Origin of the sequence: Pseudomonas vlassakiae, from assembly GCF_014269035.2 — a bacterium.
Lineage (GTDB): Bacteria > Pseudomonadota > Gammaproteobacteria > Pseudomonadales > Pseudomonadaceae > Aquipseudomonas > Aquipseudomonas vlassakiae.
Genome location: NZ_JABWRP020000006.1, coordinates 1 through 16,142 on the forward strand (window position 1 = coordinate 1; position 16,142 = coordinate 16,142).

12 protein-coding genes and 4 tRNA genes are annotated in these 16,142 nt (G+C 58.2%); all 16 read left to right on the top strand.

Annotation, left to right across the window (positions count from 1 at the left end):
* Window positions 1–104: 104 nt before the first annotated feature.
* The 16 genes from birA to rpoC all read left to right on the top strand — a co-directional run bounded on the left by birA (window position 105) and on the right by rpoC (window position 15,984).
* Window positions 105–1,064: a bifunctional biotin--[acetyl-CoA-carboxylase] ligase/biotin operon repressor BirA gene (gene birA / locus HU738_RS09540; protein ID WP_186603313.1), complete on the top strand. Its 960-nt coding sequence runs from the start codon at window positions 105–107 to the stop codon at window positions 1,062–1,064.
* The gene (locus HU738_RS09545) at window positions 1,054–1,803 is read left to right on the top strand and encodes a pantothenate kinase (RefSeq protein ID WP_186603315.1); all 750 of its coding nucleotides are present in this window, start codon (window positions 1,054–1,056) and stop codon (window positions 1,801–1,803) included. The genes birA and HU738_RS09545 overlap by 11 nt, the downstream gene beginning before the upstream one ends.
* A 7-nt stretch (window positions 1,804–1,810) precedes the next feature.
* Window positions 1,811–2,236 (top strand): hypothetical protein, encoded by a 426-nt coding sequence (locus HU738_RS09550; protein ID WP_186603317.1) that lies wholly within the window; start codon window positions 1,811–1,813, stop codon window positions 2,234–2,236.
* 153 nt (window positions 2,237–2,389) lie between these two features.
* A tRNA-Tyr gene (locus HU738_RS09555) sits at window positions 2,390–2,473 on the top strand.
* Between the two features lie 24 nt (window positions 2,474–2,497).
* Window positions 2,498–2,571: transfer RNA gene (locus HU738_RS09560), tRNA-Gly, on the top strand.
* Between the two features lie 29 nt (window positions 2,572–2,600).
* Window positions 2,601–2,676, top strand: a tRNA-Thr gene (locus tag HU738_RS09565).
* 79 nt (window positions 2,677–2,755) lie between these two features.
* A complete protein-coding gene (gene tuf / locus HU738_RS09570; RefSeq protein ID WP_054881963.1) occupies window positions 2,756–3,949 on the top strand; it encodes an elongation factor Tu in 1,194 nt (397 codons plus the stop codon).
* Between the two features lie 54 nt (window positions 3,950–4,003).
* Window positions 4,004–4,079 (top strand) — tRNA-Trp (locus HU738_RS09575).
* A 44-nt stretch (window positions 4,080–4,123) separates the two neighbouring features.
* Window positions 4,124–4,492, top strand: coding sequence for a preprotein translocase subunit SecE (secE, locus tag HU738_RS09580; protein ID WP_008089117.1), 369 nt, complete (start codon window positions 4,124–4,126; stop codon window positions 4,490–4,492).
* Window positions 4,493–4,501: 9 nt separating this feature from the next.
* Window positions 4,502–5,035 carry a transcription termination/antitermination protein NusG gene (nusG, locus tag HU738_RS09585; protein WP_003255501.1) on the top strand — a complete coding sequence of 178 codons (534 nt, stop codon included), beginning with the start codon at window positions 4,502–4,504 and terminating at the stop codon, window positions 5,033–5,035.
* A 119-nt stretch (window positions 5,036–5,154) separates the two neighbouring features.
* The gene (gene rplK, locus HU738_RS09590) at window positions 5,155–5,586 is read left to right on the top strand and encodes a 50S ribosomal protein L11 (protein WP_003255500.1); all 432 of its coding nucleotides are present in this window, start codon (window positions 5,155–5,157) and stop codon (window positions 5,584–5,586) included.
* Window positions 5,586–6,281, top strand: coding sequence for a 50S ribosomal protein L1 (gene rplA, locus HU738_RS09595; RefSeq protein ID WP_027919361.1), 696 nt, complete (start codon window positions 5,586–5,588; stop codon window positions 6,279–6,281). Before rplK ends, rplA begins: the two co-directional genes overlap by 1 nt.
* Window positions 6,282–6,479: 198 nt before the next feature.
* Window positions 6,480–6,980 (top strand): 50S ribosomal protein L10, encoded by a 501-nt coding sequence (gene rplJ, locus HU738_RS09600; RefSeq protein WP_003257082.1) that lies wholly within the window; start codon window positions 6,480–6,482, stop codon window positions 6,978–6,980.
* Window positions 6,981–7,058: 78 nt separating this feature from the next.
* Window positions 7,059–7,427 (top strand): 50S ribosomal protein L7/L12, encoded by a 369-nt coding sequence (gene rplL, locus HU738_RS09605; RefSeq protein WP_054887147.1) that lies wholly within the window; start codon window positions 7,059–7,061, stop codon window positions 7,425–7,427.
* 219 nt (window positions 7,428–7,646) lie between these two features.
* Window positions 7,647–11,720, top strand: coding sequence for a DNA-directed RNA polymerase subunit beta (gene rpoB, locus HU738_RS09610; RefSeq protein ID WP_054887146.1), 4,074 nt, complete (start codon window positions 7,647–7,649; stop codon window positions 11,718–11,720).
* A gap of 64 nt (window positions 11,721–11,784) precedes the next feature.
* Window positions 11,785–15,984 (top strand): DNA-directed RNA polymerase subunit beta', encoded by a 4,200-nt coding sequence (gene rpoC, locus HU738_RS09615; RefSeq protein WP_176510300.1) that lies wholly within the window; start codon window positions 11,785–11,787, stop codon window positions 15,982–15,984.
* Window positions 15,985–16,142 lie beyond the last annotated feature (158 nt).

Consider the following 16,142-nt stretch of genomic DNA (forward strand, 5'->3'; position numbering starts at 1 on the left):
CTGGGCTCAATACAGGCCTTTGTCGCAGCCATGCGCAGCCCTTTTCCTATGCAAGCCAACGACCCCTAGCTATCATGCCAGCCTTATTCCAAGTTGAGACTGGCATGCTGAAGTTGTTGAATCTCCTCAAGGATGGCCGGTTCCATTCCGGAGAAGCCTTGGGGGCAGCCCTCGGGGTGAGTCGCAGCGCCGTTTGGAAGCAGCTGCAACACCTGGAAAGTGAGCTGAACCTCACCATTCATAAAGTTCGAGGGCGTGGTTACCAGTTGGTTGCGCCGCTGAGCTTGCTTGATGCGCAGGCGATCGCTGAGCTTACCGAGGGTGAGCGCTGGCCCGTTTTCATCCACGAAACAATCGATTCGACCAACGCCGAAGGCCTGCGGCTTGCCAGTGAAGGACAGCCAGCGCCATTCCTGGTCCTGGCCGAGCGTCAAAGCGCTGGGCGTGGCCGGCGAGGGCGCATGTGGATAAGTCCATTCGCAGAAAACCTCTATTACAGCCTGGTTTTGCGCGTAGATGGTGGCATGCGTCAGTTGGAGGGGCTCAGTCTGGTGGTCGGATTGGCCGTGATGCGCACGCTGCAGGCGTTTGGTGTAAAGGACGTGGGGTTGAAGTGGCCCAACGATGTCCTGGTTCGCGGGCAGAAGATCACCGGTATTCTTCTTGAGCTAGTGGGCGATCCAGCAGACGTCTGCCATGTGGTACTTGGCATCGGCGTCAACGTGAACATGCAGGTCAATGAGCAGGTCGATCAACAGTGGACCTCGATGCGACGTGAGGTTGGAGTGACAATTGATCGCAATCGCCTGGTGGCCATGCTCAGCCGGCAACTGCAACATGAATTGGCCCGTCATCGGCGCTACGGTTTTGCGGCATTCCAGGAAGAGTGGGAGCAGTCGCACCTGTGGCAGGGGCGTAATGTATCGCTGATCGCCGGTGCCACCCGTATCGATGGTGTCGTGCTGGGGGTGGACGGGCAGGGCGGATTGCGCCTTGAAGTCGACGGTGTGGAAAAGAGCTTCAGTGGTGGTGAGCTCAGTTTGAGGTTGCGTGATGATTCTTGAGCTCGATTGCGGTAACAGCTTCATCAAGTGGCGTGTCATTCATGCTGCCGACGCCACCATTGTCGGTGGTGGCATTGTCGATTCGGACCAGGCGCTGGTAGACGAGGTTGCGGCCCTGCAATCATTGCGTCTTACCGGTTGTCGAATCGTCAGTGTGCGTAGCGAGGATGAAACCGCTGCCCTCTGCGCACTGATCGCCAAGGCTTTTGCAGTGGTTGCTCGGGTTGCAGAGCCTGCACAAGAAATGGCAGGTGTGCGCAATGGCTATGACGATTACCAGCGCCTCGGCATGGATCGCTGGCTCGCGGCATTGGGTGCGTTCCATCTCGCCAAGGGCGCCTGCCTGGTCATTGATCTGGGCACAGCGGCCAAAGCCGACTTTGTATCGGCCGATGGCGAACACCTGGGTGGCTACATCTGCCCAGGTATGCCACTCATGCGCAGCCAACTGCGTACGCATACCCGCCGTATTCGCTACGACGACGCTTCGGCTGAGCGGGCATTGAGCAGCCTTGCGCCAGGGCGCTCCACAGTCGAAGCGGTAGAGCGCGGTTGTGTATTGATGCTGCAGGGTTTTGCCCGCACGCAGCTCGAGCAGGCGCGGGCTTTGTGGGGTGAAGACTTCACGGTGTTCCTGACGGGAGGGGATGCGCCGCTGGTACGAGAGGCGGCGCCGCAGGGCAGGGTAGTCCCTGACCTGGTATTTGTCGGTCTGGCCATGGCCTGTCCACTGGACTGAGGTGCTTATGCGTTGGTTGTTTCTGCTGTTGCTGGTGCTTAACGTCTTCTATTACGTCTGGCACCAACAGGAAGCCCCGCTGAAGGCGAAGGACGTCGCGCCGTTGTCGTTGTACAAAGGAAATCAGCAAGAGATCCGTCTGCTCAAGGAGACTGGCGCATCTGCACCGGCCCGGCGACGCGATGAATGTCTGGTGGTCGGTGGACTGATGGCTCGCGATCAACTCGATGCGCTGCGACAGCGCCTGCTGAGCCTGGATATCAATGCTGTGCCGGTGTCTGGCCAGCTGCCTGGCGCTGAAGGTTCCTGGCTCAAGATTTCCCCGGAAAGCGAGCGTTTGCTGGATCAAACCGTTCTCGAGACTCTTTCCAACGATTTCAAAGACTTAAAACATAAAATTATTTTCTGCCAGGGTATTGCAACTGGTGAATAGCTTGATAGAATGGCGCCCGCTTCACAGGGAACACCACTCAGGTGGCAGAACTGGAAGCGAGTGTCAAAGCAGCTAAGTTTCAGATTTGATTGAAAAAATTTGAAAAAAAGCTTGACACTGGGACGGCAGACAAATAGAATGCCGGCCACATCTGGAGGGATTCCCGAGCGGTCAAAGGGGACGGACTGTAAATCCGTTGCGAGAGCTTCGAAGGTTCGAATCCTTCTCCCTCCACCAGTTTTAGCGAGAGCCGCAAGCTCCGCGGGTATAGTTTAGTGGTAGAACCTCAGCCTTCCAAGCTGATGATGCGGGTTCGATTCCCGCTACCCGCTCCAAGTTTGCTGGATTTTGCGCAAAGTGTTTCGCTCTTGTAGCTCAGTTGGTAGAGCACACCCTTGGTAAGGGTGAGGTCAGCGGTTCAAGTCCGCTCAAGAGCTCCATATAAACAAGGCAGATATGAAAATATCTGCCTTTGTTTTATCAGCGTAAGACTATTTTCTTCTGCGGAGGATTGTATCGATGGCTAAGGAAAAGTTTGATCGTTCCCTTCCCCACGTTAACGTCGGCACTATCGGCCACGTTGACCACGGTAAGACCACTCTGACCGCAGCTCTGACTCGCGTCTGCTCCGAAGTTTTCGGTTCGGCGGTCGTTGAGTTCGACAAGATCGACTCGGCTCCAGAAGAAAAAGCACGCGGTATCACCATCAACACCGCTCACGTCGAGTACAACTCGAACATTCGTCACTACGCTCACGTTGACTGCCCAGGTCACGCTGACTACGTGAAGAACATGATCACCGGTGCTGCCCAGATGGACGGCGCGATCCTGGTTTGCTCGGCCGCCGATGGTCCGATGCCACAAACCCGTGAGCACATCCTGCTGTCCCGTCAGGTAGGCGTTCCGTACATCGTGGTCTTCCTGAACAAGGCTGACCTGGTAGACGACGCTGAGCTGCTGGAACTGGTCGAGATGGAAGTTCGCGACCTGCTGTCCACCTACGACTTCCCAGGCGACGACACTCCGATCATCATCGGTTCGGCTCGTATGGCTCTGGAAGGCAAAGACGACAACGAAATGGGCACTACCGCTGTCAAGAAGCTGGTAGAAACTCTGGATGCCTACATCCCTGAGCCAGTTCGTGCCATCGACCAGCCATTCCTGATGCCAATCGAAGACGTATTCTCGATCTCGGGTCGTGGTACCGTTGTTACCGGCCGTATCGAGCGTGGTATCGTCCGCGTTCAGGATCCGCTGGAAATCGTTGGTCTGCGTGACACCTCCACCACCACCTGCACCGGTGTCGAGATGTTCCGCAAGCTGCTGGACGAAGGTCGTGCTGGCGAGAACTGCGGCGTTCTGCTACGTGGTACCAAGCGTGACGACGTTGAGCGTGGTCAGGTTCTGGTCAAGCCAGGTTCGGTCAAGCCGCACACCAAGTTCACCGCAGAAGTCTACGTCCTGTCGAAGGAAGAAGGCGGTCGTCACACTCCGTTCTTCAAAGGCTACCGTCCTCAGTTCTACTTCCGTACCACTGACGTGACCGGTAACTGCGAGCTGCCGGAAGGAGTTGAAATGGTAATGCCAGGTGACAACATTCAGATGACTGTTACCCTGATCAAGACCATCGCAATGGAAGACGGTCTGCGCTTCGCTATCCGTGAAGGCGGTCGTACCGTCGGCGCCGGCGTCGTAGCAAAAATTATTGAATAAGTAGTTGATTTACTTGATCAGGCCGGTATAATGGCCGGCCTGATACAGCGTTACAGGTCAGTAGCTCAATTGGCAGAGCGACGGTCTCCAAAACCGTAGGTTGGGGGTTCGATTCCCTCCTGACCTGCCATTTCACCTCGGTGTGATGGCTTTCTTCTTACAGGATCCTCCTCGATGACCCCCAAAACTGAAGCCCAAGAATCGCGTTTTGATCTGTTCAAGTGGCTGGCTGTAGTGGCTTTGGTGGTTGTTGGTGTCGTGGGTAATCAGTATTACTCCGCCTCTCCGATCCTGTATCGCGTCCTTGCACTTCTCGCCCTGGCTGCTGTCGCAGGCTTTGTAGCTCTGCAGACTGCGAAGGGTAAGTCGTTCTTTGCGCTGGCGAAGGAAGCTCGTACCGAGATCCGTAAAGTCGTGTGGCCGACCCGCCAGGAAACCACCCAGACCACGCTGATTGTTGTGGCTGTCGTGCTGGTTATGGCACTGCTGCTGTGGGGTCTTGATTCCCTGCTCGGCTGGGCGGTCTCCCTGATCGTTGGCTAAAGGTGTCCCGTGGCTAAGCGTTGGTATGTTGTGCATGCTTACTCGGGTTACGAGAAGCATGTAATGCGCTCTCTGATCGAGCGCGTGAAGCTGGCAGGCATGGAAGACGGTTTCGGCGAGATCCTGGTCCCGACCGAAGAAGTCGTTGAAATGCGCAATGGCCAGAAGCGCAAAAGTGAGCGCAAATTCTTCCCTGGCTATGTATTGGTCCAGATGGAGATGAACGAAGGGACCTGGCACTTGGTCAAGGATACCCCTCGTGTGATGGGCTTTATCGGTGGTACTGCAGACAAGCCTGCACCGATTACCGATAAAGAAGCTGAAGCTATCCTGCGTCGCGTTGCCGACGGTAGTGACAAGCCGAAGCCGAAGACGCTGTTCGAGCCGGGTGAAGTGGTTCGAGTCATTGACGGTCCGTTCGCTGACTTCAATGGTAGTGTCGAAGAGGTTAACTACGAAAAGAGTCGCCTGCAGGTCGCGGTGCTCATTTTCGGTCGCTCTACTCCGGTGGAGCTCGAGTTCAGCCAGGTCGAAAAGGTCTAGGCGGACGAAGCATCCCATACCCCGCAGCCCTGTGTGCTGCGGGGTTTTGTCGTCACTGGGATAAAACGCAAGTCATCCGGGGAGCCATCAGGCGTTCGTACCCGATTTTGGAGTAGCTCATGGCTAAGAAGATTCAGGCTTACATCAAGCTGCAAGTTAAGGCCGGCCAGGCCAACCCAAGCCCACCCGTCGGTCCAGCTCTGGGCCAACACGGTGTGAACATCATGGAGTTCTGCAAGGCCTTCAACGCCCGTACTCAGGGTCAAGAAGCCGGCCTGCCGACTCCAGTGATCATCACTGTCTACAGCGACCGTAGCTTCACCTTCGAGACCAAGAGCACCCCTGCCTCGGTTCTGCTGAAGAAAGCTGCTGGCCTGACCAGTGGTTCGGCTCGCCCGAACACCGTTAAAGTCGGTACCGTTACCCGTGCTCAGCTGGAAGATATCGCCAAGGCTAAACAGGCTGATCTGACCGCCGCTGACCTGGACGCAGCTGTACGCACCATCGCTGGCTCTGCCCGCAGCATGGGCCTGAACGTGGAGGGTGTGTAATGGCTAAGCTGACCAAGCGCCAAAAGGCAATCGCCGAGAAAATCGAAGCAGGCAAGGCCTACAACTTCGAAGAAGCCGCAACTCTGCTCGCTTCGCTGCCGGCTGCCAAGTTCGTAGAATCCTACGACATCGCCGTCAACCTCGGTGTTGACCCGCGTAAATCCGACCAGGTCGTTCGTAGCGCTACCGTGCTGCCACACGGCACTGGCAAGACCGTACGTGTTGCTGTCTTCACCCAGGGTCCAGCTGCTGAAGCCGCTCTGGCTGCCGGCGCTGACCGCGTAGGTATGGACGATCTGGCTGCCGAAATGAAAGGCGGCGACCTGAACTATGACGTCGTCATCGCATCGCCTGATGCCATGCGCGTTGTAGGTCAGCTGGGTCAGGTTCTGGGTCCTCGCGGCCTGATGCCTAACCCGAAAGTGGGTACCGTGACCCCAGACGTAGCCGGCGCTGTCAAAAACGCCAAGGCTGGTCAGGTTCGCTACCGTACCGACAAAAACGGTATCATCCACACCTCCGTTGGCAAGATCGGCTTCGAAGCTGACAAGCTGAAGGAAAACGTTGAAGCCCTGATCGCTGATCTGAAGCGTATCAAGCCGGCCTCTTCGAAAGGTATCTACGTCAAGCGCGTTACCCTGAGCACCACCATGGGCCCAGGTCTGATCATCGATCAGAGCTCGCTGAACGTGTAAGAACATGGTGGCGCGACCTGTCGCGCCACCAGTAAAAATTGGGGTCCCTGCCTGGCGGGGGCTATCCAAGACCGTAGGCGGCGCGAGCCTTAAAACCCCAGCCCACGCAGATGGTGCTCCCGATTCGTTTACCGAATCAGACACCAAAACGACATCCGGCTCCGGCCAGATGAAACGGTAAAAACCAGGAGTAAACCCGTGGCAATTAAACTCGAAGACAAGAAGGCCATCGTCGCTGAAGTCAACGAGGCTGCCAAAGTCGCTCTGTCCGCTGTCGTGGCCGATGCCCGTGGTGTGACTGTAGGCGCAATGACCGGACTCCGTAAAGAGGCCCGCGAAGCTGGCGTATACGTACGTGTCGTACGTAACACGCTGCTCAAGCGCGCTGTTGAAGGCACCGAATTCTCGATCCTCAACGACGCGTTCAAAGGCCCGACCCTGATTGCTTTCTCCAACGAACACCCGGGCGCTGCCGCTCGTCTGTTCAAAGAGTTCGCCAAGGGTCAGGACAAGTTCGAGATCAAGGCAGCTGCGTTTGACGGCAAGTTCCTTGCCGCTAACCAGATCGACGTGCTGGCAACCCTGCCAACTCGCGACGAGGCTATCGCACAGCTGATGAGCGTAATCCAAGGTGCAACCAGCAAGCTGGCTCGTACCCTGGCAGCTCTGCGCGACCAGAAAGAAGCTGCTGCTGCCTAAGGCACGCGCAACTCTTTCAAAATCATACGTTTAATTTGATGGCTGCGTAGGCTGTCACCCCAATACAGGATTTAAGTCATGTCTCTGACTAACGAGCAAATCATCGAAGCGATCGGCCAGAAAACCGTTCTGGAAATTGTTGAACTGATCAAAGCGATGGAAGAAACCTTCGGCGTTACCGCTGCTGCCGCTGTTGCCGCTGGCCCAGCTACCGCCGCTGCCGCTGTTGAAGAGCAGACCGAGTTCAACGTTGTTCTGGTTGAAGCCGGCGACAAGAAAGTGAACGTGATCAAAGCCGTTCGCGAACTGACCGGTCTGGGCCTGAAAGAAGCCAAAGAGAAAGTCGACGGCGCTCCTCAGGTTGTAGCTGAAGGCGTTTCGAAAGAAGCCGCTGAAGACGCTAAGAAGAAGCTGGAAGAAGCAGGCGCTAAAGTCGAGCTGAAGTAATTTCGACTTTGCGATGCCAGCCTGAGCGTTGAGCGAAAGGCTGATGGCTGGTGGCTTATGCCACCGGCCTTTTTCCGTTATTGGTGGCTGGTCAAGCCGGCCCCGATAACACGCTGCAAGACACCCATGTGGGTGCGCAAACCAAGGGGTTTGCACGATTTTCTGGCTGCTCCCGCCGGGAGAAGCCAAACAAGCAGGTGACCAAGCTGGGGAACGCTGATGGCTTACTCATACACTGAGAAAAAACGTATCCGCAAGGACTTTAGCAAGTTGCCGGACGTCATGGATGTGCCATATCTTCTGGCCATCCAGCTGGATTCGTATCGCGAATTCCTGCAAGCGGGAGCATCCAAGGATCAGTTCCGTGACGTCGGCCTGCACGCGGCCTTCAAGTCGGTATTCCCGATCATCAGCTACTCCGGCAATGCTGCCCTGGAGTACGTAGGCTACCGCCTGGGCGATCCCGCCTTCGATGTGAAGGAATGTGTCCTGCGTGGCGTGACCTTCGCGGTCCCACTGCGGGTCAAGGTGCGCCTGATCATCTTCGACAAGGAATCGTCGAACAAAGCGATCAAGGACATCAAAGAGCAAGAAGTCTACATGGGTGAAATCCCCCTGATGACTGAGAACGGTACCTTCGTTATCAACGGTACCGAACGAGTAATCGTTTCCCAGCTGCACCGTTCGCCTGGTGTGTTCTTCGACCACGACCGTGGCAAGACGCACAGCTCCGGCAAGCTGCTGTACTCCGCTCGCATCATCCCTTACCGCGGTTCGTGGCTGGACTTCGAGTTCGACCCGAAAGACTGCGTGTTCGTGCGTATCGACCGTCGCCGCAAACTGCCGGCCTCGGTGCTGCTGCGCGCGCTGGGCTACAGCACGGAAGAAGTACTCAACACCTTCTACACCACCAACGTGTTCCACATTTCGGGCGAGAAGCTGAGCCTGGAACTGGTACCTCAGCGTCTGCGTGGTGAAGTCGCGGTCATGGACATCCATGACGGCGCTGGCAAGGTCATTGTCGAGCAGGGTCGTCGCATCACTGCGCGTCACGTCAATCAGCTCGAGAAGGCTGGCGTCAACCAGCTGGACGTGCCGATGGAATACGTCCTCGGTCGCACCACCGCCAAAGCCATCGTTCATCCGGCTACCGGCGAGATCCTGGCCGAGTGCAACACCGAGCTGACCACCGAGCTGCTGATCAAGATCGCCAAGGCTCAGGTTGTCCGCATCGAGACCCTGTACACCAACGACATCGATTGCGGTCCGTTCATCTCGGATACCCTGAAGATCGACACCACCAGCAACCAGCTGGAAGCTTTGGTCGAGATCTACCGCATGATGCGTCCAGGCGAGCCGCCGACCAAGGATGCTGCCGAGACCCTGTTCAACAACCTGTTCTTCAGCGCCGAGCGTTACGACCTGTCTGCCGTCGGCCGCATGAAGTTCAACCGTCGCATCGGTCGTACCGAGATCGAAGGTTCGGGCGTGCTGAGCAAAGAAGACATCGTCGAGGTTCTGAAGACCCTGGTCGATATCCGTAACGGCAAAGGCATCGTCGACGACATCGACCACCTGGGTAACCGCCGCGTTCGTTGCGTTGGCGAGATGGCCGAGAACCAGTTCCGCGTTGGCCTGGTACGTGTTGAGCGTGCGGTCAAGGAACGTCTGTCGATGGCCGAAAGCGAAGGCCTGATGCCGCAGGACCTGATCAACGCCAAGCCGGTAGCGGCGGCGGTGAAGGAGTTCTTCGGTTCCAGCCAGCTCTCGCAGTTCATGGACCAGAACAACCCGCTCTCCGAGATCACCCACAAGCGTCGTGTCTCTGCACTCGGCCCTGGTGGTCTGACCCGTGAGCGCGCCGGCTTCGAAGTCCGTGACGTACACCCGACCCACTACGGTCGCGTGTGCCCGATCGAGACCCCTGAAGGTCCGAACATCGGTCTGATCAACTCCCTGGCCGCCTATGCCCGCACCAACCAGTATGGCTTCCTGGAAAGCCCGTACCGTGTGGTGAAGGAAGGCGTGGTCAGCGATGACATCGTGTTCCTGTCGGCCATCGAAGAAGCGGATCACGTGATCGCTCAGGCTTCGGCTGCGATGAACGAGAAGAAGCAGCTGATCGATGAGCTGGTAGCGGTCCGTCACCTGAACGAATTCACCGTCAAGGCGCCGGAAGACGTTACCCTGATGGACGTTTCGCCGAAGCAGGTAGTTTCCGTTGCCGCGTCGCTGATTCCGTTCCTCGAGCACGACGACGCCAACCGTGCGTTGATGGGTTCGAACATGCAGCGTCAAGCTGTACCGACCCTGCGTGCTGACAAGCCGCTGGTAGGTACCGGCATGGAGCGCAACGTTGCCCGTGACTCCGGTGTCTGCGTGGTTGCTCGCCGCGGTGGTGTGATCGACTCGGTCGACGCCAGCCGTATCGTCGTTCGTGTTGCTGACGACGAAGTCGAGACCGGTGAAGCAGGTGTGGATATCTACAACCTGACCAAGTACACCCGTTCGAACCAGAACACCTGCATCAACCAGCGTCCGCTGGTGAGCAAAGGTGACAAGGTCCAGCGTGGCGACATCATGGCTGACGGCCCGTCCACCGACATGGGTGAACTGGCGCTGGGCCAGAACATGCGCATCGCGTTCATGGCGTGGAACGGCTTCAACTTCGAAGACTCCATCTGCCTGTCCGAGCGTGTGGTTCAGGAAGACCGCTTCACCACCATCCACATCCAGGAACTGACCTGTGTGGCGCGTGACACCAAGCTTGGCCCAGAGGAAATCACTGCGGACATCCCGAACGTGGGTGAAGCCGCTCTGAACAAGCTGGACGAAGCCGGTATCGTCTACGTGGGTGCCGAAGTTGGCGCTGGCGACATCCTGGTTGGCAAGGTCACGCCTAAGGGCGAAACCCAGCTGACGCCGGAAGAAAAACTGCTGCGCGCCATCTTCGGTGAAAAGGCCAGCGACGTTAAGGACACCTCCCTGCGTGTGCCGACCGGCACCAAGGGTACCGTCATCGACGTGCAGGTCTTCACCCGTGATGGCGTGGAGCGCGACAGCCGCGCCCTGTCCATCGAGAAGATGCAGCTGGACGAGATCCGCAAGGACCTCAACGAAGAGTTCCGCATCGTCGAAGGTGCAACCTTCGAGCGTCTGCGTGCTGCCCTGAACGGCCAAGTGGTCGACGGTGGCGCGGGCCTGAAGAAAGGCACCGTGATCACCGACGAAGTCCTGGACGGTCTGGAGCACGGCCAGTGGTTCAAACTGCGCATGGCCGAAGATGCACTGAACGAGCAGCTGGAAAAGGCTCAGCAGTACATCGTTGACCGCCGCCGTCTGCTGGACGACAAGTTCGAAGACAAGAAGCGCAAGCTGCAGCAGGGCGATGACCTGGCTCCAGGCGTACTGAAGATCGTCAAGGTCTACCTGGCAATCCGCCGTCGCATCCAGCCGGGTGACAAGATGGCCGGTCGTCACGGTAACAAGGGTGTCGTCTCGGTGATCATGCCGGTAGAAGACATGCCGCACGACGCCAACGGTACTCCGGTTGACGTGGTACTGAACCCGCTGGGTGTACCTTCGCGTATGAACGTCGGTCAGATCCTTGAAACCCACCTGGGCCTCGCGGCCAAAGGACTGGGCGAGAAGATCGACCGCATGATCGAAGAGCAGCGTAAAGCCGCTGAACTGCGCACCTTCCTCACCGAGATCTACAACGAGATCGGTGGTCGTCAGGAGAACCTGGACGAGTTCACCGACGAAGAGATCATCGCCCTGGCGAACAACCTGAAGAAAGGCGTGCCAATGGCTACTCCAGTCTTCGACGGTGCCAAGGAGCGTGAGATCAAGGCCATGCTGAAACTGGCAGACCTGCCAGAAAGCGGCCAGATGGTGCTGTTCGACGGCCGTACCGGCAACAAGTTCGAGCGTCCTGTGACCGTTGGTTACATGTACATGCTCAAGCTGAACCACTTGGTGGACGACAAGATGCACGCGCGTTCCACTGGTTCCTACAGCCTGGTTACCCAGCAGCCGCTGGGTGGTAAGGCGCAGTTCGGTGGTCAGCGTTTCGGGGAGATGGAAGTGTGGGCGCTGGAAGCATACGGCGCGGCATACACCCTGCAAGAAATGCTCACAGTGAAGTCGGACGACGTGAACGGCCGTACCAAGATGTACAAGAACATCGTGGATGGCGATCACCGTATGGAGCCGGGCATGCCCGAGTCCTTCAACGTGTTGATCAAAGAGATCCGTTCGCTCGGTATCGATATCGATCTGGAAACCGAATAACACGTGACGCGAAGGGGAGTGGGGCAGGTAATGCCCGCTCCCTGCTCCGCCAGGAGGAAAGGCCTTGAAAGACCTACTGAATTTGCTGAAAAACCAGGGTCAAGTCGAAGAGTTCGACGCCATCCGCATCGGTCTGGCGTCGCCTGAAATGATCCGTTCGTGGTCGTTCGGTGAAGTTAAGAAGCCGGAAACCATCAACTACCGTACGTTCAAGCCTGAGCGTGACGGCCTGTTCTGCGCCAAGATCTTTGGCCCAGTCAAGGACTACGAGTGCCTGTGCGGCAAGTACAAGCGCCTCAAGCACCGTGGCGTGATCTGCGAGAAGTGCGGCGTTGAAGTTGCCCTGGCCAAGGTTCGTCGTGAGCGCATGGCGCACATCGAACTGGCCTCGCCGGTTGCCCACATCTGGTTCCTGAAGTCGCTGCCGTCCCGTATCGGCCTGCTGATGGACATGACCCTGCGTGACATCGAGCGCGTGCTCTACTTCGAGAGCTACGTCGTGATCGACCCAGGCATGACCACCCTCGAGAAGGGCCAGCTGCTGAACGACGAGCAGTACTTCGAAGCGCTCGAAGAGTTCGGTGACGACTTCGACGCCCGCATGGGTGCCGAGGCTGTCCGCGAGCTGCTGCACGCCATCGACCTGGAGCACGAGATCGGCCGCCTGCGTGAAGAGATTCCGCAGACCAACTCGGAAACCAAGATCAAGAAGCTGTCCAAGCGCCTGAAGCTGATGGAAGCGTTCCAGGGCTCGGGTAACCTGCCTGAGTGGATGGTCCTGACCGTCCTGCCAGTACTGCCGCCGGACCTGCGTCCGCTGGTACCGCTGGATGGCGGCCGCTTCGCGACCTCCGACCTGAACGACCTGTATCGTCGGGTGATCAACCGTAACAACCGTCTGAAGCGCCTGCTCGATCTGTCGGCGCCGGACATCATCGTGCGCAACGAAAAGCGCATGCTGCAGGAAGCGGTCGACGCCCTGCTGGACAACGGCCGTCGCGGTCGCGCCATCACTGGCTCGAACAAGCGTCCGCTGAAGTCCCTGGCCGACATGATCAAAGGTAAGCAAGGTCGCTTCCGTCAGAACTTGCTCGGTAAGCGTGTGGACTACTCCGGCCGTTCGGTAATTACCGTAGGCCCGACCCTGCGTCTGCACCAGTGCGGTCTGCCGAAGAAGATGGCCCTCGAGCTGTTCAAGCCGTTCATTTTCGGCAAGCTGGAAATGCGTGGTCTGGCGACCACCATCAAGGCTGCCAAGAAGATGGTCGAGCGCGAGCTGCCAGAGGTATGGGACGTTCTCGCCGAAGTGATTCGCGAACACCCCGTGCTGCTCAACCGTGCACCGACCCTGCACCGTCTGGGTATCCAGGCATTCGAACCGGTACTGATCGAAGGTAAGGCCATCCAGCTGCACCCGCTGGTCTGCGCCGCGTACAACGCCGACTTCGACGGTGACCAGATGGCCGTCCACGTGCCGCTGACGCTGGAAGCCCAGCTCGAAGCACGTGCGCTGATGATGTCGACCAACAACATCCTGTCGCCAGCCAACGGTGAGCCAATCATCGTTCCGTCGCAGGACGTTGTACTGGGTCTGTACTACATGACCCGTGAAGCCATCAATGCCAAGGGCGAAGGTCGCGTATTTGCCGACCTGCAGGAAGTCGACCGCGTATTCCGCGCCGGCGAAGCTGCCCTGCACGCGAAGATCAAGGTTCGTATCAACGAAACCGTGAAAGAGCGTGACGGTTCGGTGGTCAAGAATACCCGCATCGTCGACACCACCGTCGGCCGTGCGCTGCTGTTCCAGGTTGTACCGGCAGGCCTGCCGTACGACGTGGTCAACCAGCCGATGAAGAAAAAGGCGATCTCCAAGCTGATCAACCAGTGCTACCGCGTGGTTGGTCTGAAAGAGACCGTTATCTTCGCTGACCAGCTGATGTACACCGGTTTCGCCTACTCGACCATTTCCGGCGTTTCCATCGGTGTTAACGACTTCGTTATCCCGGACGAGAAAGCCCGCATCATCGGTAACGCTACCGACGAAGTGAAGGAAATCGAGAGCCAGTACGCTTCCGGCTTGGTCACCCAGGGCGAGAAGTACAACAAGGTCATCGACTTGTGGTCGAAGGCGAACGACGAAGTGTCCAAGGCGATGATGGCCAACCTCTCGAAAGAGAAGGTCATCGACCGCGATGGCAACGAAGTCGACCAAGAGTCCTTCAACTCGATGTACATGATGGCTGACTCGGGTGCGCGGGGTTCCGCAGCCCAGATCCGTCAGCTGGCTGGTATGCGTGGCCTGATGGCCAAGCCGGACGGCTCGATCATCGAGACGCCGATCACCGCGAACTTCCGTGAAGGTCTGAGCGTACTCCAGTACTTCATCTCGACCCACGGTGCTCGTAAGGGTCTGGCGGATACCGCACTGAAGACTGCGAACTCCGGTTACCTGACTCGTCGTCTGGTAGACGTTGCGCAAGACTTGGTCGTGACCGAGATCGACTGCGGCACCGACCAGGGCCTGCTGATGACCCCGCACATCGAAGGCGGCGACGTGGTCGAGCCGCTGGGTGAGCGTGTACTGGGCCGTGTCATTGCCCGTGACGTGTTCAAGCCAGGCACCGAGGACGTCATCGTTCCGGCCGGTACCCTGGTCGACGAGCAGTGGGTCGAGTTCATCGAGCTGAACAGCATCGACGAAGTGATCGTGCGTTCGCCGATCAACTGCGAAACCCGCTTCGGTATCTGCGCCAAGTGCTACGGTCGCGACCTGGCTCGTGGTCATCAGGTGAACATCGGTGAAGCTGTCGGCGTCATCGCTGCACAGTCGATCGGTGAGCCGGGTACCCAGCTGACCATGCGTACGTTCCACATCGGTGGTGCTGCAAGCCGTACCTCGGCTGCCGACAGCGTCCAGGTGAAGAACGGCGGTATGGTGCGCCTGCACAACCTGAAACAGGTTGAGCGTGCCGACGGTAACCTGGTTGCCGTATCGCGTTCCGGCGAGCTGGCCATTGCCGACGAATTCGGTCGTGAGCGTGAGCGCTACAAGCTGCCTTACGGTGCGGTGATCTCGGTCAAGGAAGGTGACAAGGTCGAAGCTGGCGCCATCGTCGCCAAGTGGGACCCGCACACCCACCCGATCGTTACCGAGCTGAAAGGTACCGTGACCTTCGTGGGCATGGAAGAGAACATCACCATCAAGCGTCAGACGGATGAGCTGACCGGCTTGACCAACATTGAAGTGATGGACGTCAAGGATCGCCCTGCCGCAGGCAAGGAAATCCGTCCGGCAATCAAGATGGTCGACGCCGCTGGCAAGGACCTGTACCTGCCAGGTACCGACGTACCTGCCCAGTACTTCCTGCCGGCCAACGCCCTCGTGGGTGTGGCTGACGGTGCTCAGATCGGTGTTGGTGACGTTATCGCGCGTATTCCGCAGGAAACGTCGAAGACCCGTGACATCACCGGTGGTCTGCCACGCGTTGCCGACCTGTTCGAAGCGCGCCGTCCGAAGGAAGCCTCGATTCTGGCTGAAGTCAGCGGCACCATCGCGTTCGGCAAGGAGACCAAGGGCAAGCGTCGTCTGGTCATCACTCCGACCGACGGCAGCGAGCCGTACGAAGAGCTGATTCCGAAGTGGCGCCACCTGAACGTCTTCGAAGGCGAACAGGTAAACCGCGGCGAAGTTATCTCCGACGGCCCGAGCGATCCGCACGACATCCTGCGTCTGCTGGGTGTGAGCGCGCTGGCGAAGTACATCGTCAACGAGATCCAGGACGTTTACCGTCTGCAAGGCGTTAAGATCAACGACAAGCACATCGAGACCATCCTGCGTCAGATGCTGCGCAAGGTCGAGATCGCCGAGTCGGGTGACTCCAGCTTCATCAAGGGCGACCAGATGGAACTGACCCAGGTGCTGATGGAAAACGAGCGCCTGGCAGCGGAAGACAAGTTCGTCTCCAAGTACACCCGCGTGCTGCTGGGTATCACCAAGGCCTCGCTGTCGACCGAATCGTTCATCTCCGCGGCTTCCTTCCAGGAAACCACTCGCGTACTGACCGAAGCGGCTGTAACCGGCAAGCGCGACTACCTGCGCGGCCTGAAAGAGAACGTGGTCGTGGGTCGTCTGATCCCGGCTGGTACTGGTCTGGCCTACCACAGCGAGCGCAAGCGTCGCCGTGATGCCGACAAACCGCTGCGTGTGAGCGCCAGTGAGGTGGAAGCCGCACTGACCGAAGCGCTGAACTCCAGCGGCAACTAAGTACAGGGCAGGGCCCCGGCAAACCTCGAACGACCATCGCTGACATGAAATGTTGCCGATGATCGGGCGAGGAGGGCCGGGGCCTCGTCTTGACTGGGTGCAAGATCCTCCGTAGACTTTTGTACCCTTAAATTTGGTGAGGCTCCGTCTCGCCAATT

Coding starts and splice junctions, on each gene's coding strand:
- birA (WP_186603313.1), top strand. CDS start 105: ATGCTGAAGTTGTTGAATCTCCTCAAGGATGGCCGGTTCCATTCCGGA.
- HU738_RS09545 (WP_186603315.1), top strand. CDS start 1,054: ATGATTCTTGAGCTCGATTGCGGTAACAGCTTCATCAAGTGGCGTGTC.
- HU738_RS09550 (WP_186603317.1), top strand. CDS start 1,811: ATGCGTTGGTTGTTTCTGCTGTTGCTGGTGCTTAACGTCTTCTATTAC.
- tuf (WP_054881963.1), top strand. CDS start 2,756: ATGGCTAAGGAAAAGTTTGATCGTTCCCTTCCCCACGTTAACGTCGGC.
- secE (WP_008089117.1), top strand. CDS start 4,124: ATGACCCCCAAAACTGAAGCCCAAGAATCGCGTTTTGATCTGTTCAAG.
- rplK (WP_003255500.1), top strand. CDS start 5,155: ATGGCTAAGAAGATTCAGGCTTACATCAAGCTGCAAGTTAAGGCCGGC.
- rplA (WP_027919361.1), top strand. CDS start 5,586: ATGGCTAAGCTGACCAAGCGCCAAAAGGCAATCGCCGAGAAAATCGAA.
- rplL (WP_054887147.1), top strand. CDS start 7,059: ATGTCTCTGACTAACGAGCAAATCATCGAAGCGATCGGCCAGAAAACC.
- rpoB (WP_054887146.1), top strand. CDS start 7,647: ATGGCTTACTCATACACTGAGAAAAAACGTATCCGCAAGGACTTTAGC.